This is a genomic window from Marinobacter sp. (genome assembly GCF_044799475.1).
In the GTDB taxonomy this organism is placed as follows: domain Bacteria; phylum Pseudomonadota; class Gammaproteobacteria; order Pseudomonadales; family Oleiphilaceae; genus Marinobacter.
The window spans coordinates 981,711-1,005,761 of record NZ_CP085217.1 but is presented as its reverse complement, the minus strand read 5'-3'; the positions used below and the strand labels follow the sequence as shown (position 1 = coordinate 1,005,761).

Genomic DNA, 24,051 nt, shown 5'->3' with positions numbered 1-24,051 from the left:
TGTTAGTTCAGGACGGTCAGGGCTGAATCCGGCGTCTTTTGAACACCAGAGTGAAGCAAAGACAGAGTGCGAACTTGTTGGGAACTTACAAAGATACCAGTTTTTGCGCCTTTCTGAGTACGATTTTAGTCTAAACACGGTTCTTTGCCTGCGCAAAGACTCTGGTTGGCGGCATGCCCCTGACCGCTGGAAGCCGCCCTTGCGGCGACTTCCAGACTGGGTACAGGAGGCGGTCGGCTTTAGCCGGGAAGGAGCTTCTCCTCAGCCAGCCGGTCCCGGATGGCGTCGAGAGCTTCCGGATTCGCCAGGGCATCGCGATTGTCCGCTCGGGCGGCCCCGTTGATCAGGCGCGCCACCGCCAGTTCCACCTTCTTGCCACTGCGGGTGTACGGAATGTCGGGCACCGCAAGGATATGGCGGGGCACATGCCTCGGGCTGGCGCCTTCCCGGATGCGCGTTTTCAGCCGTTTCACAAGATCATCCCCCAGCTCAGTGCCTTGTGCAGGCACCACCAGCAACACCACTTCCACATCTCCTTCCACCTGGCGGCCCACCACGAGGCTGTCGCGAACCGCCGGCTCGGTTTCCACCTGACGGTAGATTTCTGCTGTGCCTATACGCACGCCGCCGGGGTTCAGCGTGGCATCAGAGCGGCCATAGATCACCGCGCCACCATGCTCGGTGAAGCGGACAAAATCGCCGTGGGCCCAGACATCGGGATAAGTCTCAAAATAGGCGGCATGGTAGCGGCTACCATCCGGGTCATCCCAGAAACACACAGGCATGGACGGCAGGGGCTGCCGGCAGACCAGTTCTCCCCGGCCACCGTCTACAGGATGCCCCTGCTCATCATAAGCCACCGCATCGACGCCCAGCAGACGGCACTGGATCTCACCGCGGCGGACCGGCAGCAGAGGCGTGCAGCCCACAAAACAGCCACAGATATCCGTGCCTCCGGCGATGGAGCCGAGCAGTGCGTCCGGGGCACCCTCACTGTAGACCCAGTCATAATCCTCCGGCAGCAACGGAGAACCGGTGGAGAAAAGAACTCTCAGAGACCCCAGATCAAAGGTTTTCTCCGGCGTAAGCTCCGCCTTGCGGCAGCCGGCCAGAAAGCGTGCACTGGTGCCAAAGTGGGTAACTCTCTCGTCAGCCACTGTCTGCCAGAGACTGTTCAGGTCGGGATAACCGGGGGAGCCATCTACTGTCACCAGGGTTGCACCGGTGAGCAGGGCCGAAGCCTGCCAGTTCCACATCATCCAGCCACAGGTGGTGAAATAGAGAAAGCGGTCGCCAGGCCCCACATCACCATGAAGCATCAGCTCCTTGGCATGATTGACCAACAGCCCCGCAGCGCCATGAACTATGCATTTGGGTTTGCCGGTGGTGCCGGAGGAATACAGGATATAGACCGGCTGCTCGGGCGGCAGCGGCGTGAACGATGGCTTCTCACCGGCACCGGCGGCCAGAGCATCCTCCCAGGCGGTGACCAGTTTGCCGCTGACCGGGGCCGTATCCGGAAGCTGCTGGATACTCACCACGCAGCGCAGACTCTTCAGCCCTCCAATCAGCTCACCAAAATCGCCGCGGCGATCAAAGACCTTGCCGCCGTAGCCGTAGCCGTTAACCAGAACCAGCGCTGCTGGCTCAATCTGGCTGAAACGGTCGAGAATCGCGCCAATGCCAAAGTCCGGCGATGCCGAACTCCAGACGGCCCCCATACTTGTGGCTGCCAGCATACCCACCAGGGCCTCATAGCCGTTGGTAACAACGCCTGCGACCCGGTCTCCCGAAGCTATGCCTTTTGCTCTGAGGAAAGCCTCCAGTGCCCCCACATCGGCCAGCAGTTCGCCGTAGGTCCGGCGCAGCACCGGCCGGGTTTCGCAGTGAGCTACCACCGCCTCCCGGTCTGCCCCTTCACCCGTCGCCGTACGCAGAAGGTTGGCCGCAAAATTCAGACGCATGCCGGGAAACCATTCGGCCCCGGGCATTGAGCGCTTGCCCAGCACCTGCCTCGCCGGAGTCTCACAATGCAGTCCGCAATAATCCCAGACTGTCTGCCAGAAAGTGTCCAGTTCCCGTACGGACCACTGGTGGAGCGCGTGATAATCCGCGAAGAGGCCGTGGCCGCTGCTTTCCAGCCAGCGCCGGTAACGGCCCATGTGGCTGTTTTCAAGCATCTCAGTGTCAGGGCGCCATACCACCGGCGCCTGGTTTTCATTACTCATCAAGTGCTCCTGTTGGCTTGGCAAGTGTCCCTGTGCCTATCATTGCATATGCCAGCCGTGGCTGACGACGATGGACTGGCCGGTCATGGCGGCGGAGGGGAAGGCGGCCAGATGCACCGCTATCTCGGAAACATCCTCCAGGGTTGTAAACTCGCCGTCCACAGTATGCTTCAACATGACATCACGGATCACGGCCTCTTCGGAAATTCCCAGGGCCTTCGACTGTTCGGGAATCTGCTTGTCCACCAGCGGCGTTCGCACAAAACCGGGGCAGATGATGTTGCTTCTCACCCCCTGAGCGGCCCCTTCTTTTGCCACCGACCGGCAGAGCCCGAGAAGGCCATGTTTGGCGGCCACGTAGGGGGACTTCAGGGGCGAGGCCTCCATGGAATGCACTGATCCCATGAAAATCATGGCGCCGCCGCCATTTCCGTACATCTGCTGCAAAGCGGCGCGGGTCACCAGAAACGCTCCGTTGAGATGCACATCAATGACCCGGAACCAGTCTTCATAGGCCAGTCTGTCAATGGGATCGATATGCTGGATGCCGGCATTGGCCACGGCGATGTCCAGGCCGCCCCACTGGCTGACCACGGCGGCAAATCCGTCGTTTACGGCCCGCTCACTGGTGACATCCATCGCCAGCGCCATGGCTTCGCCACCCTGCCTTTTGATTTCCTGCACCACTTCTTCGGCGGCGTCCAGATTCAGGTCAGCGACCGCAACCCTGGCACCCTCCCTGGCATAATGCTCCGCGATGGCCCGGCCTATGCCCCGGGCGGCGCCTGTAATCAAGGCAATACGATTGTTGAGACGCATGACTGGGTTCTCCTGATAACTGTTGAAAGGGCCACTGGTGACTGTTTAATGGTTGCCGGCCTCCTGCTGACTGCCGGTCATGGCCCCCCGTAAACTTCATTTGGCAACCAGGTGGCAATGGATTCGAACCAGAACACCAGGCCCAGCCCCAGAAGCTGAATCGCAATGAACGGAATCACGCCCAGATAGATATGCCGGGTAGTAATGCCCGGCGGGCAGACCCCCTTGATGTAAAACAGCGCGAACCCAACCGGCGGCGTCAGGAACGAAGTCTGCAGGCACATGGCAAACATGATGGCGAACCAGACAGGCTCCACACCCATGGCAAATATCACCGGTGCCACCAGCGGCAGAACAATCAGGGTGATTTCCACCCAGTCCAGGAAGAAACCCAGCAGGAAGGTGACAAACAGAATGGTTATCAGCACGCCGGTCGTACCAAAAGGCAGACCGGTAATGGCCGCCCGGATGACGTCGTCGCCGCCCAACCCCCTGAGGACCGCGGCAAAGACAGTCGCGCCGATAAAGATACCGAAAATGAACGCCGTGGTCCGGCTGGTCTGGTAAAGCGCATCTTTCAGCACGCCCGCATCCAGCCGCCGGCTCAGCAAAGCCATCAGAAGAGCACCAACGGCGCCTACGGCCGAGGCTTCCGTGGTAGTGGCGATACCGAAGAAAATGGAACCCAGCACCGCGACTATCAGCGTCATGGGGGGCACTACCGCCAGCAGCACCTCGCCCCATACCCGGATGGTCATGGGCTCCCGGTCTTTGGGGGCCGGAGCCAGATCCTTTTTGATCCAGGATGCGATTACTATATAGAGAATGTACATGACCCCGAGCATGACACCTGGTATCAGGGCGCCCATGAAGAGCTTGCCGACAGATGCGGCAGACGTTCCCAGCCGATCGGACATCAGCACCAGCATGATGCTGGGGGGCACCAGAATCCCCAGGGTGCCGACCGAGCAGGCCGTGCCAACAGCCAGCGACTTGTTGTAACCGGCCTGCATCATCGGCCCGAGGGACAGCATGCCCAGCAGGACCACCGAAGCGCCCACGATACCGGTGGAAGCGGCCAGCAGGATACCCACAATAACCACGGTGACAGCGTAGCCACCCCGCAGGGGACCCAGCACCTTCACCAGGCTGTGCATCAGCTTTTCAGCAATACCGGACCGGTCCAGCATGATGCCCATGAAAATGAACAGAGGCAGCGCCACCATCAGTTCGTTGGCTACGACACCATATAGCCGGGCGTCCAGAACGCCGATGGTGCCCTGCCAGGTAAACCAGAGGTCGGCATCAAAGTATTCGACAAGTACGTGACCAACGACGGCAAATACAAGGCCCACGCCGGCCAGCGACCAGGCGACTGGAAAACCCAGCAGTAGCAGCCCCATGAAGCTTGCAAACATGGCGATAACGAGAATTTCTTCCAGACCCATAATACTAATCTCTCACTCAGGGAGCAGGGCGATCGTCATTGCGATCACCCTTGCCATCACCCCGGGTTGGCAGGGGGCGGGGAAACCGGAATAGCAGCGTGCTGCAGCGCAGAGCCCGGGAAAACAGGGCGATCATGACCAGGGTCATGGCGAGGGCAAGCACACCCTTGAAAATAAACCGGTGGGGCAGGCCGCTGGGAGCCTGAGACCTCTCATCGTAGATGTAAGCCGTCCAGGTATAGGAAATGAGAGAGTCAACCATCAGGTAGATGATGGGCAGCGCCAGAAACACTATGCCCAGCAGATCAATCATCGCCTTTGTCCTGGGCGAGAATTTTTCGTGCAACACATCAACTCGTACGTGATCATCTCTCACGACGGCGTAGGCGAGGGTCAGCATCATGGCGGCACCAAAAAGATGCCAGGAGAGTTCCTCCAGGGCGATGGATCCTTCCGCCATCACAAATCGGCTGAAGACGTTGGCCAGCACCACCGCGAGCACGGCCAGCCAGAGCCAGGATGCGGCTTTGCCTATGCCAACGATCAAGTGGTCAAGCCACCAGGACAGCCGGTTCTGGGGCAGTCCATCCGGTGGGGCGCCATGGGGTACTGCGGATTCAGGGGGATTTTGCCGGGAAGTCACGGAAACCTCGGAATTACCAGTATGTTGGAAAGTCGGGGCAGCCAGCGCTGCCGGCGCCCCGAACGATTATCCAGCGGTCACCAGTCGCACTGGTACCTCAGTCGTACTGGTAGAAGTCCCGTGGCAGGTAGCCCTTGCTGTGCCAGATGGAGTGATGTTCCATGAAATCACGCTGGCTGGTGAGTACCCGCTTGAACATCGGGTCCTCGGCGGCAATCTCGTCCAGCACCTCATTGGTGACGGTCTGCAGTTCACGCAGTACCGGCTCAGGCAGAGTCTGGGCGTTCACGCCTTCCTCCTCGTATTCCCGCAGGGCGGTTGGCTGGGCGTACTCACTCTGGGCAAAGCCCTTCATGGTGGCAGCCTCACAGCCCATTTCGATCAGGGCACGGCTCTGGGGCTGAAGCTTGTTCCACACATCCTTGTTCACCAGCAGGTGGGAGGTGGTCAAAGTCTGGTGCCAGCCGGGCATGATGTAGTTCTTGATGATCTGGTCAAGACCCAGCATCTTGTCGATGGCCGGCTGTGAGAACTCGGTGGCATCAATGGTGCCGCGCTCAAGCGCCTGGTAGAGCTCGCCCGCCGGCAACATGGTCACCGAAGCGCCCAGTTTTTCCAGAACCTTGCCGCCAATGCCGGCAAATCGGATTCGCAGACCATCGAAGTCGTCCAGGCCTTCGATCGGCTTGGCAAACCAGCCTGCGCCCTCAGGCCCGATCACGCTGCACAGCATGGGGTGAATGTTGCGCTCGTCGTAGATTTCCTGCAGCAGCTGCTTGCCCTCCCCCTCGTAATACCAGGCGAGATAGGCCGGCGGCTCCATGTTAAAAGGAGCGCCGGAATACAGCGGAAGGGAGGGAATGGTGCCCTGGTCATAGCCTACCCAGGTATAACCTGCGGGGTATTTTCCGGTGCTGACTGCATCCATGATCTCAAACGCGGGAATCAGTTCGCCCGGCTCATAGTAACGCAGCTGCACATCTCCGCCAGAGACATCCTTGAGGGTTTCCGACAGGTATTTGACGGGCGTGGTCAGACCAATCAGGTGTGAAGGGAAGGCCAGCGGAACCTGCCAGCGGATCTTTTCGGCCGCGGTCACGTTAGTGGCCATGGTAGCGCCGGTGATCAGCGCGGCGGCAGTCATGCCGCAGGATATTCTGGAGATCGACTGTTTTAGTGACATGTGTCATTCCTTGTTGTTTTTGTCTTCTGTCTGCCAGTTGCGTGTCTGGTCAGACCCATCCGGTTTTCACCAAGGTTCTGACAGGATTGTGCAATCTGCCAGACCTTTAGCGTCGTGCAAAGCGAACATTGCAGATTCCATGCCGCAAAATAAAAAAGCTTTAATATCAGAATGTTGAGATTTTTTAAAAAATCGTTGTCCAATGACGTGTCCGGATTTCCAGACAATTCTAAAAAGCAAAGCCAAAATATGTCCGAAATTCAGGACATTCGTCCGGCGATCAGGACAGTTTTGCCAGCTTCTCATACAGAGCCGAACGGGAAATGCCCAGTTGCTGGGCCGCCCGGGAACGGTTTCCGCGGCAGGCGACCAGTGCCGACTCGATAGCTTCTGCCTCGGCGGCGGCCAGCACTTCGGCCAGCGGGCGCCCAGCCCCGCACCTTTCAACCCGCCTCGAACCGGAGCCCTGTCGTGGCAGAACCCTGAAAATCGCATCAGCATCCAGGGTACCGGACTCTTCATCCATGGTGAGCGCCCGCTCCAGCACATTGCGCAATTCCCGGATGTTGCCCGGCCAGTCATAACTGCTCAGAGCTGCGACACCTGTATCGGTAATTTCGCCCCGCATATCCAGGCCCTGGCAGATATCCTCCAGAATCGCCTCGCAGAGAATGCCCAGATCCGGCAGACGTTCCCGTAACGGCGGAATCCCGATCTCCAGTACATTGAGACGGTAATAAAGATCGGAACGAAAACTGCCATCCGCCATCATGGTTTCAAGATTGCGACTGGTGGCGGCGATTACCCGAACGTTAACGCTCTGGACCCTGTTGGAGCCCAGCGGCTCGACCTCGCCCTCCTGAAGGGCCCGTAACAGCTTGGCCTGGAGAGTCAGCGGCATGTCGCCCACTTCATCCAGGAACAGGGTGCCGCCATTGGCCAGCTGGAACTTGCCTTCCCGGGTCCGCTTGTCAGCACCGGTATAGGCCCCGGGGGCTACCCCGAAGAACTCAGCCTCAAGCAGATTTTCAGGCACCGCCGCCAGATTGACACCCACGAAGGGCTTGTCTGAACGCGGGGAAACCGAATGAATCGCCTGGGCTAGCACCTCTTTTCCGGTACCTGTCTCACCCAGTATCAGCACTGGCATGTCACGCCCGGCGGCCAGCCTGGCCCGGCGCTTCACCTCCAGGGCAGCGGGTGTTGCACCAACGAAATCGCCCAGGCTGTAACGGGTACTGCGGGTCTTGCAGGCCAGCGCTTTGCGGGCCGCCACCAGGTCCTGATGCAGGCGGCGGTATTTGCTGACCAGAGGCGTCAGGGGCTGCAGGTCGTCGTAGAGCACAAAGGCCACGGCGCCAATCACCTGGCCGGCATCGTCGAAGTAGGGCAGCCTGGTGACAACCAGCTGCTGGTCTCCGTACTCCATGATGTCCAGTAGCAGCGGGCGGCCGGTCGCAATCACCTCGGGCATCCGGGTCTTGGGAATCACCGGCTGAATGGGTTGGCCAATCACCGCTTCGGGGTTGTCCACTCCAAGCAGCGCGGCATAGGTATGATTGAGCCAGATGATGCGGCAGTCCCGGTCCACCGCAATAGCACCGGCACTGGCCTGCTCGAACATCGGGAACATTGCCTCAATGAGATCACGGGTAAGGCCGGTCTTGTTATTATGAATAAAGGGTTGTGCCATGAACGGGAGTCCGCCTGAAGATGAGTATTTCATTGTCGTGGCCTTCCATGTTCAGGAGCATACGATAAAAAAGCCCCGGCTCGTAGACCGGGGCGAGCTCTGAGTGAACCCACTATCACCTCAGCAATCAGAAGTTGTGCTGGCCGGCGGCACCGAAAGGCCTCAGCCCGGCATCCGGAGTTGCTGGTTTTGAAAAAAATGGGGAGCTTGCCCGAAGGTAAATTCAGGGCGGTCGCAGAAAGGGGGGACGGCAGAAAAAACCCCTGGTGGAAGCACGAGAGCGGCTCTGATCGTCATACAGCACTCCTTTGTTTCTTTGTTATTGTTTGGCGTGGATCCGGTCCCTGGCATGACGGCCGCGGGCGGATCCCCTCAGAACCCTAGCGGTTTCTATGCCAATTTAATTTTCATAATAAAATCAGTTTATTAGGGTTTTTTTTAAGACTCCAGAGCGCTCCAGGCGTCCGCGAATCCGGACAGTTGGGAGGTAGAGTCAAGTGATGGGCGGGGAGAATGCAGGCGCCGGCCCGGTTATTCGGGCGTTTCCGCAGCGGATGTCCGGATATCCGGACAGTGCCCTGATATCCGGATTCCCAATTGCAGTGGTCGGCCTTTCCCGGCGCCGACCCCGGCCCAACGCCGCGAATTCAGCCATTGTCCAGATGAATATCCATGGTAATGTCGGTTTTCAGGGCCCTGGACACCGGGCAGTTCATCTTGGCAGTGTTGGCCGCCTCCAGCAGTGCGACTTCATCAGCACCCGGAACCTTTGCACGAACATCAAAGTGGATGGCGGATATCTCGAAATTGCCCTCTACTTCCGTGAGTTCAACACTGGCCTTCGTATCGATGCTTTCCGCTTCGAAGTCCGATTCGCCGAGAATCATTGACAGGGCCATGGAAAAACAGCCGGCGTGGGCTGCTCCCAGGAGCTCCTCCGGGTTGGTTCCCTTGCCATCCTCAAAGCGCGTCTTGAAGGAGTACTGCTGTTTTGAGAGCACACCACTTTCCGTGGACACCGTACCCTTGCCATCCTTCAGGCTACCTTCCCAGTGAGCACTTGCATGACGTTTCATAAGTCCTCCTTGCGTCGTTCTGGTTCCTGTGGCGTCCGTCCTGCTCAGCCCTGACGGACATACCCTGACTTCAACAGCTCCGGGATTCTTCGTCAAGAAGCTTTACGCTCTTGCCCTGCTCTATAATCAGATGCGCTTCAGGCCGGCCTGAGCTCCCAGTATGAAATCCGACTCAGGATGAAGGAGACTAGTATGACGCCCGGAATCAGGATGGCCAGAAAGGCCGGAATCAGCCACACAGTTCACGAATATCAGCATGACCCTGCTGCCGCATCCTGGGGCACGGAGGCGGCTGAGAAGCTTGATATCGAGCCGGCAAGAGTGTTCAAGACCCTGGTTGTCAGGCTTGCTTCGGGGGAACTTGTGGTGGCGGTGGTTCCGGTGAGTGACATGGTCAGCATGAAACTGGTAGCCCGGGCAGCGGGGGCCAAAAAAGCCGCCATGGCGGAGCAGTCAGCGGTGGAGCGCGCCACCGGCTATGTACTGGGCGGCGTCAGCCCCCTGGGCCAGAGAAAGCGTCTGCGAACCTTTATCGACGAATCCGCGACAGCCTTCGCCACAATCTGCGTCAGCGCGGGACGGCGTGGCCTGGAAATTGAACTGGCGCCACGGGATCTCGCGGCACTTACCGCAGGCCAGCTGATGCCTCTTGTCCAGAACTGAGTCCAGCCATCCAGGCTCGGTAACGCATCCGTCAGAATCTGACAAAGGGCGCCAGACTGATCGCCAGGATGATCAGAATCGCCAGAAAGGTGGTCGCCAGGGTCAGCGGTTTCTGACGGAGCCGCTGCCAGAATCCGGGGATACGACCGGCCTCGCGATCCCGCTCAAATTCCGCCCGCAGCCGGGCTGACCGCTCGCGCTGATAGGACTCAAGCAGGGCTTTCGCGCGCTCGGCTTCCTTCGGGTCGTTGGCCCAGAAACCGCCCATGCTTATGCCCCAGCGGCTGGAAGGAGTTTCGTAGTAGATCACCTCGTGCTCTTCGAAAAGCGCCCGGACTTCTTCCGCCTCGTCTTCCGGGACATGGCGCAGATTCATCAGATGATAAGGCATGGGAGGGGCCGCCCTGTGCTGGATTTATCGCGATATACTAGCATTTCCGGCGCTGGCAGTTTGGCCGGCTGCCAATGGATCAGGTTACACTTCAGGCATGAATCATGTCCGGAAGACCCAATGACCAGGCCACCGCTGACGCTGCTACTCGATTTTGATGACCAGGTTCGCCGGGACCGGGATCAGCCAGCGGCATTCCTTCATCGCCGGGACCGCCGTTTTGCCCTTGCCTGTGAAGCGGCCGGCGAGGCTCCCGGTCCGGCGCGCTGGCTGGATCAGCTGAATGCAGTCAGCAGTACCCGCAGGAAAGCCGGGCCCCACCCATGGCTGCGGGGCTGGCAGCGATTTACCCGCCTGTTTGCCATTGCGGGGGCTTTGCTCGGCGTTATGGCAATGCTGGGGCTGCTGTTTTACGACGGCAGCCAGCAGATCAATGTTACCGTCATACTTGGCTTCATCGCTTTTCAGCTCTTGCTGGCAGTCGCCACCAGCCTCCAGTCGCTGATGGGGTGGCGACCCTGGGGCCCACTCGCAGACTGGATTCTGCACAGGTTTCAGGGCCGGGAAGCCAGCCCGGCGGGCTGGGCGCAGCGTCGTCTGCAACCCCAGCTGATGGCGCAGTCAGCCCACACTGGCGGACTGATATTCGGCCTTGCCGGCCTGATGACGCTGATTGTTCTGGTGGTGGTGCAGGATCTGGCCTTTGGCTGGAGTACCACTCTGGATACCGGTCCCGGGACTTTTCACCGGCTGGTGGAAATCATTGCCATGCCCTGGCAGAGCCTGTGGCCGGCGGCGGTGCCCTCGCCGGAACTGGTGGCCGAGTCCCGCTTTTATCGTCTGACAGATACCCCCCAGGCAGTTGCGGCGAGCCGATGGGGCGACTGGTGGCCATTTGTCGCCATGAGCTGGCTTTTTTATGTGATCACCCCCCGCTTCTTCCTGCTGATTCTGACCCGGCTCCACCTGAGATGGCGCGCCCACCATCTGCTGGCAAAGCATCCTGGCCTCACGGCATTACGATACCGGATGGAAACGCCCGCGCTTGAAACCGGCAGTCAGTATTCCGACAGCGCGGATCAGCCCGATCTCAGCACACAGATGGCGGTTCAGCCTTTGCCTGCATCGGGCACTCTGGTTCGCTGGGCTGGCGCGGCCTCCGTCGCGGAGGCCAGACTCCTGACGGACAGTCCGGCGCCTCTGGTACTCGATGCCGGCGGCTCATCTTCCCTGCAGGCTGACCGCGCGACCCTGGAAGCAGCCGGGCTGAATCTCCAGAAGTCCGGAGGAGCAGGCCTGGTGCTGGCCCGCGCCTGGGAGCCCCCGACCGGCGAACTGGCCGATTTCCTCGAGGAGGCCCGGGACCGGTGGCCGAAAGATGTGGAAATAGCCCTGGTGCCAGCAGGCCATTCAGTCACACTGCGGCCCCCGCCTCAACACCTGGATCAGTGGCTGCGTTTCGCAGAACGGCATCCGGATCTGCGCCTTGTCGTATGCCACCCCTCTCGTAATCTGGAAAATGCAGGGAACCCTGAACCGCATTCCTCCGGACCGGAAGACCGGGAGATGCTCTCATGAGGCAGGCGCCTGTATTTGCCGTGGTCGGCCATCCCAACAAGGGCAAATCCAGTGTCGTGGCGACTCTCTCCCAGAACGATGCCATTGCCATTGCCCTGGAGCCCGGCACCACCCGCCGCCGGCAGACCTACTCCATGACCGTTGATGGCGAAGTGCTGTATACCCTGGTTGATACCCCGGGCTTCCAGCGACCCCGGCGGGTCCTTGAGTGGCTGGAAGCCCACAGCCTGTCGGCTTCGGACCGCGCCGAGACTGTGGCTGCCTTTGTGCAGCAGCACCGGGACGACCCCCGCTTTCACGACGAATGCGAGCTTCTTGCCCCGGTAGCCGGGGGCGCCGGCATCATCTATGTCGTCGACGGATCCGTGCCTTACAGCGCAGAAAATGAAGCAGAAATGACTATCCTCCGCTGGACTGGCCGGCCCAGCCTCGCTCTCGTCAACAGCATTGGGCCGGAAGATTACGGCGACACCTGGGAAGCTGCTCTTGGCCAGTTTTTCCAGGTGGTTAGACGCTTTAACGCGGTCAGAGCACCCTTTGAGCAGCATCTCAGCCTGCTGAGAGCTTTTGGCCAGCTCGAGCCTGGCTGGGAGCAGCCGCTGGAGCAGGCGGTGGGTCATCTGGTCCATCAGCGCCGCCAACGCCGCCGACAGGCAGCCGAGCTGACCGCCAGGGCTCTCGTGGACATGCTCTCGTGGCAGGAACAGCGCACATTGACCATGAATCAGGCCGCCAGCCAGTCTGCTGAAGCTCTGGCGGCAGAGTTGCGGGAAAAGTGGTATCAGCACCAGCGCGAGCGGGAACAGGCCCTCCGCGTAGCCGTAGAGCGCCTGTATCAGCACAATCAGATCCGACGGCAGGAGGCGGCCCTGTCCTGGCACAATGATCATGATCTGTTCAGTGAGGGCAGCCGGCGCGCTTTTGGGGTCAGTCGCAGCTATCTCGCCACGGCCGGTTTTGGAGCTGGGGCTGCCGGTGGAGCGGGCGTGGATGCTCTTGCGCTCGGCCACTCTCTGGGCGCCGGAGCTCTGGTGGGCGGTCTGATCGGCGCGGCGGGGAGTTATTTTTATGGCGATCGACTCGCTGTCTCCGCGCTGAATCTCGGCCCCTGGAATCAGGGCCTGCAGACCGCCAGCTTCGGCCCTGTCCGGGACACCCAGTTCGGATATGTGGTACTGGGCCGGGCTGTGGATCACTGGTGGCGGATAAGCCGCCGCAACCATGCAGGCCAGGATCTGCTCGACCTCGAGCCTACCAGCTCACACTGGCTCAACAGGCTGGATCGGACCAGCCGTCGGGACATCCAGCGGGCCTTTGAGCTGTGCCGGAAAAAGCGACGCCCGGACAGTGAGACACGGGATCGTCTGGCCCAGGCCATGGAAGCCGCTTTTCAGGCTTACGACGATTGGCGGTTGAATCCTGAATGAAATGAGTGTTTATATTGGAAGGCTGTTCATTACAACATGGGGTATTGCATGAAGATCGTAAGAGTCGAAGACATCAAGGGAACCGAACGTGAAGTTGAAGGCCCGGGCTGGACCAGCCGGCGTCTGCTATTGAAAAAAGATGGCATGGGATTTTCATTTCACGAAACCATCATCCCTGCTGGCGCTGAACTTCATCTCTGGTACAAATACCATCTGGAAGCGGTTTACTGTGTCGAGGGGGATGGCGAAATCGTCGACCTGGACACGGATGAAACCCATAAGATCGAAAATGGCACCCTTTACGCGCTTGACAAGAATGACCGTCATATCCTCCGGGGCGGCAAAAAGGACATGCGCCTGATATGCGCGTTCAATCCGCCCGTCACCGGCCGTGAAACTCACGACGCCGACGGCGCCTATAACCTGGTTGAAGAAGAGTAAACAGCCAGCCGGCCAAAGACTTGACAGGGAACAGCCCTCAACCACCAGCCACTTCGCGCCTGCTGCCAGTTCTGGCGCTGCTGTGGCTGGCGGGGCTGTACCTGCGTATTCCGATTCTGGTCGCGCCGGCACTTGCTCCCTTCATTGCGGATGATCTGGCCCTGTCACAGGCCCTGACGGGCGCCCTGACCGCCGTACCCGTGCTTATGCTTGCCATTGGGGCCATGCCTGGCTCCCTTGCCATTTCACGCTTTGGCCCCCGCCATACCCTGGCCGCCGCCCTTCTCATTGCCGCCCTCGGCTCCGCTGCCCGGGGCCTGGCTCCGGACCCGGCCACCCTGCTCATGACCAGCGCCGTAATGGGACTCGGCATTGCCATGATGCAGCCATCACTGCCCGCACTGCTGCCCCGCTGGCTCGAGCCCCATCACCTGGCGCTGGGTTCCGCGGTCTACATGAACGGCATGCTGATGGGCGAGTTCATTGGCGCCGGGCTCACACTGCCGGTCATCATGCCGCTATTCGACAACAGCTGGCGGGTGACCCTGATGGCCTGGTCGGTGCCTGCGCTCTTTATTGCCGGACTGCTGTATCTGCCCATCCGGGAGCGCAATCGCCCCCTGACGAGACCTGCCTGGCTGCCTGACTGGAAAAACCCCCTGACTCTGCGGCTTGGCCTTCTGCTGGGGGCCTCTGGATCCCTGTTTTTTGGCGTAAACGCCTATCTGGGCAGCCTCCTTGACCAGCGGGGAGAACTGGAGCGGCTGGACACCACCCTGTTCTGGTTCAATATCGCCCAGGTCGCTGCTTCACTGGTGATGCTGGCGATGGCCCGGCGCTGGGTTGGCCGCAAAAACCTGATTGTTGTGATGGCGGCCCTGAGTCTGGCCTTCATCGGCGGCATCATCATCACCGGCGGCTGGCTCAGCGTTGTCTTCGCCACGGCCATGAGCTTTACCGCCGGAATCCTGCTTATCCTTCTGGTGGCCCTGCCACCCCTGCTCAGCAGCCAGGGCGATGCCGGCCGCCTTGCCGCAGGCAACTTCACCGTGGGGTACACCCTGTCATTCGCGGTGCCCATGCTCGGTGGACTGGTGGCCGATGCCACCGGCGACACCCGCCATGCACTGGTGGTCATGCTCGGATATGGGCTGCTGGTAATGCCGATCGCCTGGACACTGGATCTCAGAGAACGGCGTCAGAAAAACTGAGAGGAGGAGAAGGCGCAGGAAAGTACCGTCCGGTCGTTGAGACCGGACACTGGGCTTACCAGCTAGATGTAATAGTCTTTCAGTGGTGGAAAGCCATTGAATTCCACTGCGCTGTAGGTGGTGGTGTAAGCGCCCGTGGAGAACCAGTACATCCGGTCGCCGATGGCCAGATTCAGTGGCAGGCCATATTTGTAGTGCTCATACATGATGTCAGCGCTGTCGCAGGTTGGGCCTGCGATGACCACATCCTCATGCTCACCCTGCTTTTCGGTATAAATCGGGAACTTGATGGATTCATCAAGGGTCTCGATCAGGCCGGAAAACTTGCCCACGTCCGTGAAAACCCAGCGGTGCAGGGCAGTGCGGGATTTTCGGGAAATCAGTACCACCTCGCTTACCAGGATACCGGCATTGGAGATCAGTGATCGGCCGGGCTCGATGATGATTTCGGGAAACTCATCACCGAAGTCTTCCCGGATGAAGCGCTCGATCTCTTCCGCATAGGTCTTCAGCTCATTGGTACGGTTGATGTAGTTGGCCGGAAAGCCACCGCCCATGTTGATCATTTTGAGCTCGATGTTGTCTTCCTGCTTCAGACGCTCGAAGATCACCTTTACCTTGCCCAGGGCGGCATCCCATGCGCCAATTTCACGCTGCTGGGAACCTACGTGAAAGGATACGCCATAGGGTACAAGGCCCAGGTCCCGGGCCAGAATCAGGAGATCCATCGCCATGTCGGCCTGACAGCCAAACTTCCGCGACAGGGGCCAGTCCGCCGTCAGGTTGCCTTCAGTCAGAATTCGCACATAGATTTTCGAGCCGGGGGCCGCCTTGGCAATATTCCGCAGGTCGGCTTCGGAATCCGTGGCATACATCCGTACCCCTTTCTCGTAGAAGGTACGGATATCACGGCTCTTTTTGATGGTGTTGCCATAGCTGATGCGATCCGCCGACACGCCCTGCCGCATGACCTTATCCAGCTCATAGACAGACGCGATATCGAAATTCGAGCCCCGGTCGCGCAGTAGCTTCAGGACTTCCGGCGCCGGATTGGCCTTTACCGCATAATAGATACTGGCGTAGGGGAAACCGTCGATCAATTCGTCGTACTGCCGGCCAATGGTGGCCGTATCGATCACCACGAAGGGAGTTTCCTTTGTGTCAGCAAACGTCTTGAGCCGGCTGAAGGTTTCAGCATCATAGTAATCGGCAAGATTGATAGCAGTCTGATCAGTCATGGCTTTTGGGTTTTCCTCCAACGGGAACAAGCCGGAAACGGACCCGCCCTGCAGAGGGCCTGCAGTGCGGAAGCGGCGGAAGATTAAAGGGTTTCGGAAGACCGGACCATGAGCATATCTACCGACCGCCCCGATAACACCGGGTCGGTCAGAGCCGCGCTGGTTCAGCGCTTGAAGAACAGCAGGAAAGCCCCTCCGATCGCGGCGGCAGCACCCCCGATGAGGAACCACATGGTTTCATCAGTGGGCTGCCCGGTCACCGTCTCACTCAGTTGGTCCCCAAGGGACTGACTGCCCTGCCAGCCGAAGTAAAGAAGGCCAATGCCCACAACAAGCAAAACAATTCCAACCAGTTTCTGACCTGACATAGATGATTCCTTTCCCGGGTTTCAAACCATCAAGTTAGCCTGCCCGGTCGGGAAATGAAAGCAGGCGCAGAATAATCCCCTCGAAGCTTCTCTACACGGCGATGGGCCAGGGCGGCACTGGAGTGACCGGTGTTGGCGGATCTCTGGGTTCCAGCTCACCTGCCAGATAGTCAAAAATGGCCTGCCGCAGCAGCCCGGCGTGATTGACGCCCTGATTGCCAAACAGGCGATTGAACTCCAGGAGGTAGGGCACACTGCCAACCATGGCTATATCAAAACCGGCGTGATTGACATCCAGGGTCCGGGCCACTTTCAGGGCCAGATCCGTCGCTGCGGACGGAACCGCGGAATGATCCGCCCAGCCCCCGCGGGCTATATTGTTGTAGAAACCCTGATCGGCCTGGTGGCGCCAGTAGGCAGTTACCACCCGGTCCCCTGCGACAACCACCCGGATGTCCCGGTCAATGGGCAGGTATTCCTGGGTGTAGAGCACCTCGGCGCCATCGCAGTATTTCTGCCAGTCCGCCTGGTTCTCAATCAGCCAGACACCCTCACCCATACTTGCGCGAGGGCGCTTTGCCACAAAGGGCAGCAGCATCCTGTCCCAGATTTCCTCACGCTGACGGGGGCCGTTGGCTTCGATCAGGGTCCAGGGTGTGTTGTGGGGAGCCACGGTCTGGAAGGCCCGGGTCATTTCAATCTTGTCATGGCCTATTCGGTAGCTTGCCACGCTGGGGAATACCCGGCATTTGAGGCCGTGGACCAGAGCATTCAGCTGCCAGTATTCGGGAAACAGCACCCAGTCGGCATCGCGAAGATCATCCCGGTGGCGCAGAAAATGCTCCGGCTTTATCACCTGTACATCGGGAAGGCCAAGAGTCCGAAACACATCAAAAGAAATCAGGCGCATGGCGGTTAAAAACTGACCAGAGGGAAGATGACGCATTCTAGAGGGCTTATTTTATTTGGCAAGCACTATTGCCGCCCCCATGGTTAATAATCAGTAGCCCTGTTTTTTTGTGCCTGCCCGGGGTTCGGCTGTCAGAGGATCCTCCGGCCAGGGGTGTTTGGGATAGCGTCCCCGCATGTCCTTACGCACATCCGGATAGGCGTTGCGCCAGAAACTGGCCAGATCCGAGGTGACTGCCAGAGGCCTGCCGGCCGGCGAGAGCAGATGGATAACCACCGGCTGTCGGCCGTCGGCGACCCGGGGGCTTTCGGACCAGCCGAAAAATGCCTGCAATTTGGCCGCCAGAACCGGCCCGGAAGGGGTGGTATAGTCCAGCGCCAGCCTCTGGCCGGTGGGAATGGTCAGGGCGGAAGGGGCCAGGCGATCAAGCGCTGATCGCCTGGTGTGATCCAGCTGGGCCGCAAGTACATTCAGCAGGTCAAGCTGGAGGACCTCGGACCAGCGGCTCAGGCCGGCGAGAAAAGGCGCCAGCCAGGCATCCAGGGTGTCCAGCAGGGCCTGGTCATGAACCTCCGGCCAGGCTTCAGGTTCAAACCGGCGGAGCAGCTCTACCCGGGCCTGCCACTGTTTCGCCGCTGGCGACCAGGGGAGGCTTGCCAGGCCCTTGCGCCGGACTGCATCAATGAGCCCCTGCTGGATCTGTTCAGACGGCGGATCGGGCAGAATCTCCTCCTGGAGCACCAGCTGTCCCAGACGCTGCTGGCTGCGCACAATCACCCTGCCTTTACGGTCGTCCCATACGGCTTCAGTAACCCTGCGGAGGTGGTGGGCAAGATCGGTCTCTATCACCGCCGGATCCAGCGGTGCCGCCAGATAGATCCGCGCCTCTCTAGCCTGGCCGTCCAGCTCGGCTGTGGCCAGCCATTCATGACGCGCCAGCGCATCGCCTTCCTGCAGACAGGCACCCCGGCCATTGCTGAGCTGGTAGCGGACAGACTGGCCGGCGCGGCGCCTGGCTATCCGGTCCGGCCAGGCACAGGCCAGCAGACGGCCTGCGTCTTCGGTTGAAAAGACAGTGTTCCGGTCGGCAGCGCCGTCAGGGAGTAGTCGCCGGACCGACTGTCGCACCAGTTTCAGTCTTCCCTGGTCCATGTTCCGGGTGGAAAATTCGCCACGAAGGAGCTGGAGCCGCAGGTTTATATCCGCACCTGCTCCGGGACCCTGCAGGTCACGTTCTTCCAGCAGCGCCGCCAACTGGGCCGCGAGCAGAGGCCAGCCCATGGCCCGGCCCCGCAGCACCATATGGGCCAGCCGGGGATGGCAGGCAAGGGTGCGGGCGGCCTTGCCATGGTCGGTTATGGCCCCCTGGGCATCAATCAGATCCAGCCATTGCAGAAGCTCCACGGCCTGCTGCCAATGAGCCGCTGGGGGCGGGTCTATCCACTCCAGATCGCCCGGGTCCCTGGCCCCCCAGTGAGCCAGTTCCAGCGCGAGCGGTGCCAGATCCGCGGACAGAATTTCCGGTGGCGTATGTTCCGCCAGACTGAAGTGTTCGCTCTCGCTCCAGAGCCGGTAGCAGGCACCGGTGCGTGTCCGGCCCGCCCGGCCTTTGCGCTGCTCCGCAGCCGCCCGGGAGACCCGGCCAGTAACCAGTCTGGTCATACCGCTGTTGGCGTCAAAGGCCGCGCTACGCTGCTGGCCACTGTCTATGACTACGCCAATGCCCTCGATTGTGATGCTGGTTTCGGCTATGGCGGTGGCCAGAACAATCTTGCGCTCACCCTCTGGGGGCGCACTGATGGCCCGGTCCTGATCGGGGCCGCTGAGATTGCCAAACAGGGGTGCGAGATGGACGTTCCGGGGCAGAGAGCCCTCAAGCCCCTGCTGAACCCAGCGGATTTCCCTCACGCCGGGAAGAAAGACCAGGAGTGAGCCGGTCTCTTCCCTCAGGGCTTCGTGCACCGCCCGGAGAGTATGGTCTGAAAGTCGTTCGTTCCGGCGGGGAGGGCGGTAATGCACAGTTACCGGAAAGGCCCGGCCTTCACTGACAAGAACCGGCACATCACCGAGAAGCCGGGCCAGAGGCAGGGTATCCAGGGTGGCCGACATCACGATCACTCTCAGGTCCTCCCGCAGGGCCTGCTGGGACTCACGGACCAGGGCCAGGCCAAGATCCGCCTGCAGGGAGCGTTCGTGAAATTCATCAAAAAGTACGGCTGCGTAATCTTCAAGAGCCGGGTCGTTCTGGATCAGCCGTGTCAGTATGCCTTCGGTGACAACCTCGATGACCGTTTCCCTGGAAACACGAGTATCCAGACGGGTGCGGTAACCGACGGTCTGGCCCGCTTTTTCTCCGAGCTGTCCAGCCATGAAACGCGCGGCGGATCGTGCAGCCAGACGTCTGGGTTCGAGCATCAGTATCCGGCGGTTCCTCCGCCAGCTGGTGCTGAGCAGGGCAAGGGGCACACGGGTGGTTTTGCCGGCGCCGGGAGGCGCCTGCAGAAGCAGGGTGGTGTCCGACTCCAGCCGGGCCAGCAGTTCCGGCAAAAGGGCATCAACAGGCAGCTCGGCAGGAATGGGCGTGGGCATGGCTGTTCCGGAGTGAAGCCGTGGTGTGGGGTCTAGCCCCCCGTCTGCGGAGCCGTCATTTCCCGGCTTTTGGCCCATTGATAGATGCGCTCAAAGGCCTCGGCAATCGACTCTGGCTCGTGGGGCGGCTGGAGCACCGCAATCATCCGGCCTCGCGGATCAAGGAGTGCCAGGTGGGCGCTGTGATCCACCATCACCATGCCATCCTCAAGGACCCGCTCGACAAACACGGCATTGAGGCTCTTCGCGAGGGCGCGGACTTCCTTCACGTCGCCGGTCAGGCCGTGAAAATCGTCCCCAAAGAAGTTCAGATATTCTTTCATTTTCTCCGGCGTATCCCGCTCCGGGTCTGCGGAAATCAACAGGTAATCCGGCTGCGGCAGGACGTCGGGAATCAGCTTGTCCGTGCGCCTGAGCATGGCCATGGTGGCGGGACAGACATCCGGACAGTTGGTGTAACCGAGGAATGCAAAGGTCCACCGGCCCTGGAGGTCCTCCGGGGTGGCGGCCTCGCCTTCTTCATTTTTGAGCTCAAAATCCGCCAGCGGCCGAGGCTCCTCATAAACGTAGGTATTGAGATGGGTTAACAGGGGAGCAGGCTCAGGTTCTGCAGTTTCAGGCGCAATCAGCTGGCGCCCCACCACCACGCCGAATATCAGCGCGACCAGCAGCACGAGTACAATCAGTGTGCGACGAATCGAAGGATCCATGCAGTCTCCGCTTTCGGGGCCGGGGCCTCAGAAAAATATAAAGTGATCTACCAGCAGGAAGACAAACAGTGCCATCAAGTAGGTAATGGAATATTTGAAAGTGGCCAGAGCCACCCGCCGGTCATCACCCCGCATCAGTCGCACCGCATACTGCAGGAACCTCAGACCCAGCAGCAGTGCGCCCGCAAGATAAATGGGGCCGGACATGCCGGTGACGAAGGGAAGAAGGCTCACCGCCAGCAGCATCAGGGTATAAAGAACGATGTGCAGTTCCGTATACCGGTTACCGTGAGTGACCGGAAGCATGGGTATGCCGGCCTGGGCATATTCCTCTTTGCGATGGATCGCCAGCGCCCAGAAGTGCGGTGGCGTCCAGGCAAAGATGATCAGTACGAGAAGCAGGGCGTGGCCATCAACCTGGCCGGTGACCGCAGTCCAGCCAAGCAGCGGCGGCATGGCGCCGGCGAGACCGCCGATGACGATATTCTGGGGTGTGGCGCGCTTGAGAAACAGGGTGTATACACCGGCATAGCCCACCAGGGAGGCAAGGGTGAGCCAGGCGGTCAGGGCATTGACCTGCCACACAAGCACCAAGACCCCTGCCAGGGACAGGGTCACTGCGAAGATCAGCGCGTCGACCGGGCTGATGCGGCCAGTCGCCACGGGGCGCTTCCGGGTGCGGGCCATGATGGTGTCGATTTTCTGATCCACCACATGGTTGATCACAGCGGCCGCGCCTGCCAGCAGGGCAATACCGAGATTGCCGAATACCAGCACCGACCAGTGAGGCAATCCCGGCCGGGCAAGCAGCATGCCGATAACGGCGGTCAGCATCATCAGTGCCACTACCTTGGGCTTGGTCAGCTCCAGGAAATCCCGCCAGGACACTGAAGGCCGCTCCACCGAATCCATGGCCAGTGTTTTGACCTGCTCACTCATACTGCTGCCTCTCGTTTTATTGTTGTTTTGTGAATGTGGAAACCGGCGCCCAGTCGATAGCCGTGAGTTCGCCAGACAAGATGCACCAGTGTCAGCAGGAGACCGGCGCCCATCGCATTGTGAGCCACTGCGATCCCCAGGGGAATACTGAAAATGACGTTAGCCAGGCCAAGGAGGATCTGGATTGCCAGTGCGGCCCCGGCCAGTGCGACCGCTCCCCGGATTCCGGCAGGCCCACCGTGCCGCCATAATGCCGCAAGGAGACCACCGAGGTAAACCAGCACCACCAAAGCGCCGAGGCGGTGGCTGACGTGAATGGCCACGCGGCCATCTGCAGCCAGTTGGCCTCCCAGATAATTGGGCCCCACCGCCTGGGTGATATCAAAGCCGTGGCGGAAATCCATTTCGGGCCACCAGTGCCCCTGGCAGGTGGGCAGGTCGGTGCAGGCCACCGCTGCGTAATTGGCCGCGGTCCAGGCGCCGAGTGCGATCTGCATGATGACCAGCGCCAGCCCCCCGTAAAGCCAGGGCCGGAGCCGGACAAGCGGTGGATACTTCCCGACCGGTGGGCTGGTGGGTTTTGCCCGCAGTCTGAGGGCGAGCAGAGTCAGCAAGGTAAGCGTGGTGAACCCTCCCAGCAGATGCAGGGCCACAACCTGGGGCCATAACTTGAGGGTGACGGTCCACATGCCAAAGGCCGCCTGGAGCACAACAAATCCGGCAATGAAGAGGGGAAGCCTGAAGGGTACGCCAGAGCGGCGATGTCGCACGCCGAAGGCCGCCAGACCAAAAACCACCAGGCCCAGACTGCCGGCGGCGTACCGGTGAATCATTTCCGGCCAGCCCTTGCTGACATCCACCGGTGAGTCCGGGAATCTGGCTTCGGCTATGGCGATGCGGGCCGCATCCTGGGGGACTGACAGAAAGCCGTAGCACCCGGGCCAGTCCGGGCAGCCAAGGCCGGCATGCACCAGCCGGGTCCAGGCTCCGAGCATGACCACGACCACTGTCAACAGCGAAGCAAGCGTTGCCCAGCGCGCCATGATCCGCAAATGTTCTGCCGATTCGGGGGTTGTGTTCACAGGTTTCACCTCAAGCCGTGGCATCAGCCTATCTGGGACAGTTTCAGGAGGTGCTTGAGGTCCTCAAGCATTTCCTTGCCGCTATGCTCAGTCGTGTAGCGCATCATGATATTGCCAAAAGGGTCTATCACGAGAATCTCGGGAGCTTCACCCGGATCAACTCCCGGAGGCCAGTCCGGGCTTTCGCCATTGCGGACTTTCAGGCGGCCCATGGAGGGATATTCGCTGTTCCAGCTGCCTGCCAGATCCTCCGGCACCTGCTCAACCCAGGCTGCCCTGCTCAACCGGTCGGCGTTCTTGCCCAGCGCCACGTTGACCTGGCGAGCCAGATACAGGAGCTGCTGGCATTCGTCGCCGCAGTTTTGCGCCACGATCAGCAGAAGCCAGTCGGGGTCTTTAATCTGGGGGCCAAAACGCGTTTCCAGCGCTTCCCCCCGCGGGCCTTCCAGCTTCAGTTCACTCACCGGCACCGGTGGGCTCACGAGTAGCCCGTGATTGGAATGGCCTGCCGGATTTAGCCAGCCAGTGTAATACATCACAGTAGCCAGAATCATCGGGCCAAAGCCGATGGCAAAAAGCAGCAGCACCATGCGACGACCGCGGCGGACCCGTTCCGGCGATGGTTGGTCTTCTGTCTCGTCAGCCATATCTGTCGTCATGCCCTGTGTCAGTTTTGCGATAACTGGCAACCGCTGTCAGTACGACCAGCGCCAGTGCCAGGGAAAACCATTGAACTGCATAGCCATAATGGGTCTGTGGGCCCATCAGGTCCGGCGCCCAGTCAGCCCGGAACGCCCCTGGCTGCTCCGGTCCTGCCAGCCGGACCAGATAATCAGCCAGCGCCGGTTCCGCGCTACTGGCCTGGTCCGGAGAAAGCGCCTGAACCCTGCGGGGCCATCCAGATCCAGAGGGTGAGTCGGCCAGTACCGGGGGTTCCGGAAAGTCGGCGACCCTTCCGGCCAGGGATACCGGCTGTGCGGGCGTGGGAATGGCGGGCAGGTCTTCTCTTTTACGCGGCGCTGCAAGCCAGCCCCGATTGACCACTACCGGTCGCCCGTCATCGGGATAGAATACGCTCAGCACTTCGTACCCCGCCCGCCCATCCCGGGTCCTGTTGTCCAGGAGCCAGTGAAAACGACCAGAATAACTGCCGGTCAGCTCAACCGGTTTTCCCGGCTCCAGGCCGGCGTCCAGTTGCTCCTTCCAGGCCGCGTCTCCGGCCTCCTGCTCCCATCGCTGCAGCTGGTTTTCCTTTTCGCCAGCACGGTCAAGCTGCCAGAATCCCAGGGCAAGCAGCAGCGGTAAAAAAAGGCCGGAAAACGCCATCAGTCGCCAGTCCCATTGCCACCGGCGTTGTTCTGGTCGCTGTTGATTTGCCATGCTCTGCTATAGTGACCTCAGATTCGACGTACCC

Annotated in this window: 22 protein-coding genes; 5 read left to right on the top strand and 17 right to left on the bottom strand. The window is 60.4% G+C overall.

Annotation, left to right across the window (positions count from 1 at the left end):
* Positions 1-239: 239 nt before the first annotated feature.
* From LG327_RS04620 to LG327_RS04590, 7 genes are all read right to left on the bottom strand, one after another.
* Positions 240-2,228: an acetoacetate--CoA ligase gene (locus LG327_RS04620; protein ID WP_404366427.1), complete on the bottom strand. Its 1,989-nt coding sequence runs from the start codon at positions 2,226-2,228 to the stop codon at positions 240-242.
* A 39-nt stretch (positions 2,229-2,267) separates the two neighbouring features.
* Complete coding sequence (locus tag LG327_RS04615) at positions 2,268-3,047, bottom strand: 3-hydroxybutyrate dehydrogenase (protein WP_404366424.1); 780 nt, start codon at positions 3,045-3,047, stop codon at positions 2,268-2,270.
* 77 nt (positions 3,048-3,124) lie between these two features.
* Positions 3,125-4,495, bottom strand: coding sequence for a TRAP transporter large permease subunit (locus LG327_RS04610; protein WP_404366421.1), 1,371 nt, complete (start codon positions 4,493-4,495; stop codon positions 3,125-3,127).
* A 16-nt stretch (positions 4,496-4,511) separates the two neighbouring features.
* Positions 4,512-5,138: a TRAP transporter small permease subunit gene (locus LG327_RS04605; protein ID WP_404366418.1), complete on the bottom strand. Its 627-nt coding sequence runs from the start codon at positions 5,136-5,138 to the stop codon at positions 4,512-4,514.
* Positions 5,139-5,235: 97 nt separating this feature from the next.
* Positions 5,236-6,321, bottom strand: a complete 1,086-nt coding sequence (locus LG327_RS04600; RefSeq protein ID WP_404366415.1) for a TRAP transporter substrate-binding protein — start codon at positions 6,319-6,321, stop codon at positions 5,236-5,238.
* Between the two features lie 280 nt (positions 6,322-6,601).
* A complete protein-coding gene (locus tag LG327_RS04595) occupies positions 6,602-8,014 on the bottom strand; it encodes a sigma-54 interaction domain-containing protein (RefSeq protein ID WP_404366413.1) in 1,413 nt (470 codons plus the stop codon).
* A gap of 647 nt (positions 8,015-8,661) precedes the next feature.
* Positions 8,662-9,090: an OsmC family protein gene (locus tag LG327_RS04590; RefSeq protein ID WP_404366410.1), complete on the bottom strand. Its 429-nt coding sequence runs from the start codon at positions 9,088-9,090 to the stop codon at positions 8,662-8,664.
* A 192-nt stretch (positions 9,091-9,282) separates the two neighbouring features.
* Between LG327_RS04590 and ybaK the strand changes: the two genes are divergently transcribed.
* Positions 9,283-9,753 carry a Cys-tRNA(Pro) deacylase gene (ybaK, locus tag LG327_RS04585; protein ID WP_404366407.1) on the top strand — a complete coding sequence of 157 codons (471 nt, stop codon included), beginning with the start codon at positions 9,283-9,285 and terminating at the stop codon, positions 9,751-9,753.
* A gap of 31 nt (positions 9,754-9,784) precedes the next feature.
* Here the strand turns inward: ybaK and LG327_RS04580 are convergent, their stop codons facing one another.
* Complete coding sequence (locus LG327_RS04580; protein ID WP_404366404.1) at positions 9,785-10,144, bottom strand: DUF6164 family protein; 360 nt, start codon at positions 10,142-10,144, stop codon at positions 9,785-9,787.
* Positions 10,145-10,264: 120 nt separating this feature from the next.
* On the opposite strand from LG327_RS04580, the gene LG327_RS04575 reads away from it, so the two are divergent.
* From LG327_RS04575 to LG327_RS04560, 4 genes are read left to right on the top strand one after another with little or no spacing between them, the layout of a single operon-like run.
* On the top strand, positions 10,265-11,722 hold the full coding sequence (locus LG327_RS04575) for a DUF2868 domain-containing protein (RefSeq protein WP_404366401.1): 1,458 nt from the start codon (positions 10,265-10,267) through the stop codon (positions 11,720-11,722).
* Positions 11,719-13,149 carry a GTPase/DUF3482 domain-containing protein gene (locus LG327_RS04570; RefSeq protein WP_404366398.1) on the top strand — a complete coding sequence of 477 codons (1,431 nt, stop codon included), beginning with the start codon at positions 11,719-11,721 and terminating at the stop codon, positions 13,147-13,149. The genes LG327_RS04575 and LG327_RS04570 overlap by 4 nt, the downstream gene beginning before the upstream one ends.
* A 48-nt stretch (positions 13,150-13,197) precedes the next feature.
* Complete coding sequence (locus LG327_RS04565; RefSeq protein ID WP_404366395.1) at positions 13,198-13,590, top strand: ectoine synthase; 393 nt, start codon at positions 13,198-13,200, stop codon at positions 13,588-13,590.
* A gap of 20 nt (positions 13,591-13,610) precedes the next feature.
* Positions 13,611-14,801 (top strand): CynX/NimT family MFS transporter, encoded by a 1,191-nt coding sequence (locus tag LG327_RS04560; protein WP_404366392.1) that lies wholly within the window; start codon positions 13,611-13,613, stop codon positions 14,799-14,801.
* 62 nt (positions 14,802-14,863) lie between these two features.
* On the opposite strand, the gene LG327_RS04555 is transcribed toward LG327_RS04560, so the two are convergent.
* The 9 genes from LG327_RS04555 to LG327_RS04515 form a co-directional block, all read right to left on the bottom strand.
* Positions 14,864-16,039 (bottom strand): type III PLP-dependent enzyme, encoded by a 1,176-nt coding sequence (locus LG327_RS04555; protein WP_404366389.1) that lies wholly within the window; start codon positions 16,037-16,039, stop codon positions 14,864-14,866.
* A 164-nt stretch (positions 16,040-16,203) separates the two neighbouring features.
* Positions 16,204-16,407: a DUF3185 family protein gene (locus tag LG327_RS04550; protein WP_404366386.1), complete on the bottom strand. Its 204-nt coding sequence runs from the start codon at positions 16,405-16,407 to the stop codon at positions 16,204-16,206.
* 91 nt (positions 16,408-16,498) lie between these two features.
* Complete coding sequence (locus LG327_RS04545; protein ID WP_404366383.1) at positions 16,499-17,317, bottom strand: RimK family alpha-L-glutamate ligase; 819 nt, start codon at positions 17,315-17,317, stop codon at positions 16,499-16,501.
* A 90-nt stretch (positions 17,318-17,407) separates the two neighbouring features.
* A complete protein-coding gene (gene hrpB / locus LG327_RS04540; RefSeq protein ID WP_404366380.1) occupies positions 17,408-19,906 on the bottom strand; it encodes an ATP-dependent helicase HrpB in 2,499 nt (832 codons plus the stop codon).
* Between the two features lie 32 nt (positions 19,907-19,938).
* The gene (locus LG327_RS04535) at positions 19,939-20,616 is read right to left on the bottom strand and encodes an SCO family protein (RefSeq protein WP_404366377.1); all 678 of its coding nucleotides are present in this window, start codon (positions 20,614-20,616) and stop codon (positions 19,939-19,941) included.
* A 27-nt stretch (positions 20,617-20,643) separates the two neighbouring features.
* Positions 20,644-21,555, bottom strand: a complete 912-nt coding sequence (gene cyoE, locus LG327_RS04530; RefSeq protein ID WP_404366374.1) for a heme o synthase — start codon at positions 21,553-21,555, stop codon at positions 20,644-20,646.
* Positions 21,552-22,598: a heme A synthase gene (locus LG327_RS04525; RefSeq protein WP_404369222.1), complete on the bottom strand. Its 1,047-nt coding sequence runs from the start codon at positions 22,596-22,598 to the stop codon at positions 21,552-21,554. Before LG327_RS04525 ends, cyoE begins: the two co-directional genes overlap by 4 nt.
* A gap of 62 nt (positions 22,599-22,660) precedes the next feature.
* Entirely contained in the window at positions 22,661-23,284 is a 624-nt protein-coding gene (locus tag LG327_RS04520) for a hypothetical protein (RefSeq protein ID WP_404366371.1), read from the bottom strand.
* Positions 23,277-24,017 (bottom strand): SURF1 family protein, encoded by a 741-nt coding sequence (locus LG327_RS04515; RefSeq protein WP_404366369.1) that lies wholly within the window; start codon positions 24,015-24,017, stop codon positions 23,277-23,279. The genes LG327_RS04520 and LG327_RS04515 overlap by 8 nt, the downstream gene beginning before the upstream one ends.
* Positions 24,018-24,051 lie beyond the last annotated feature (34 nt).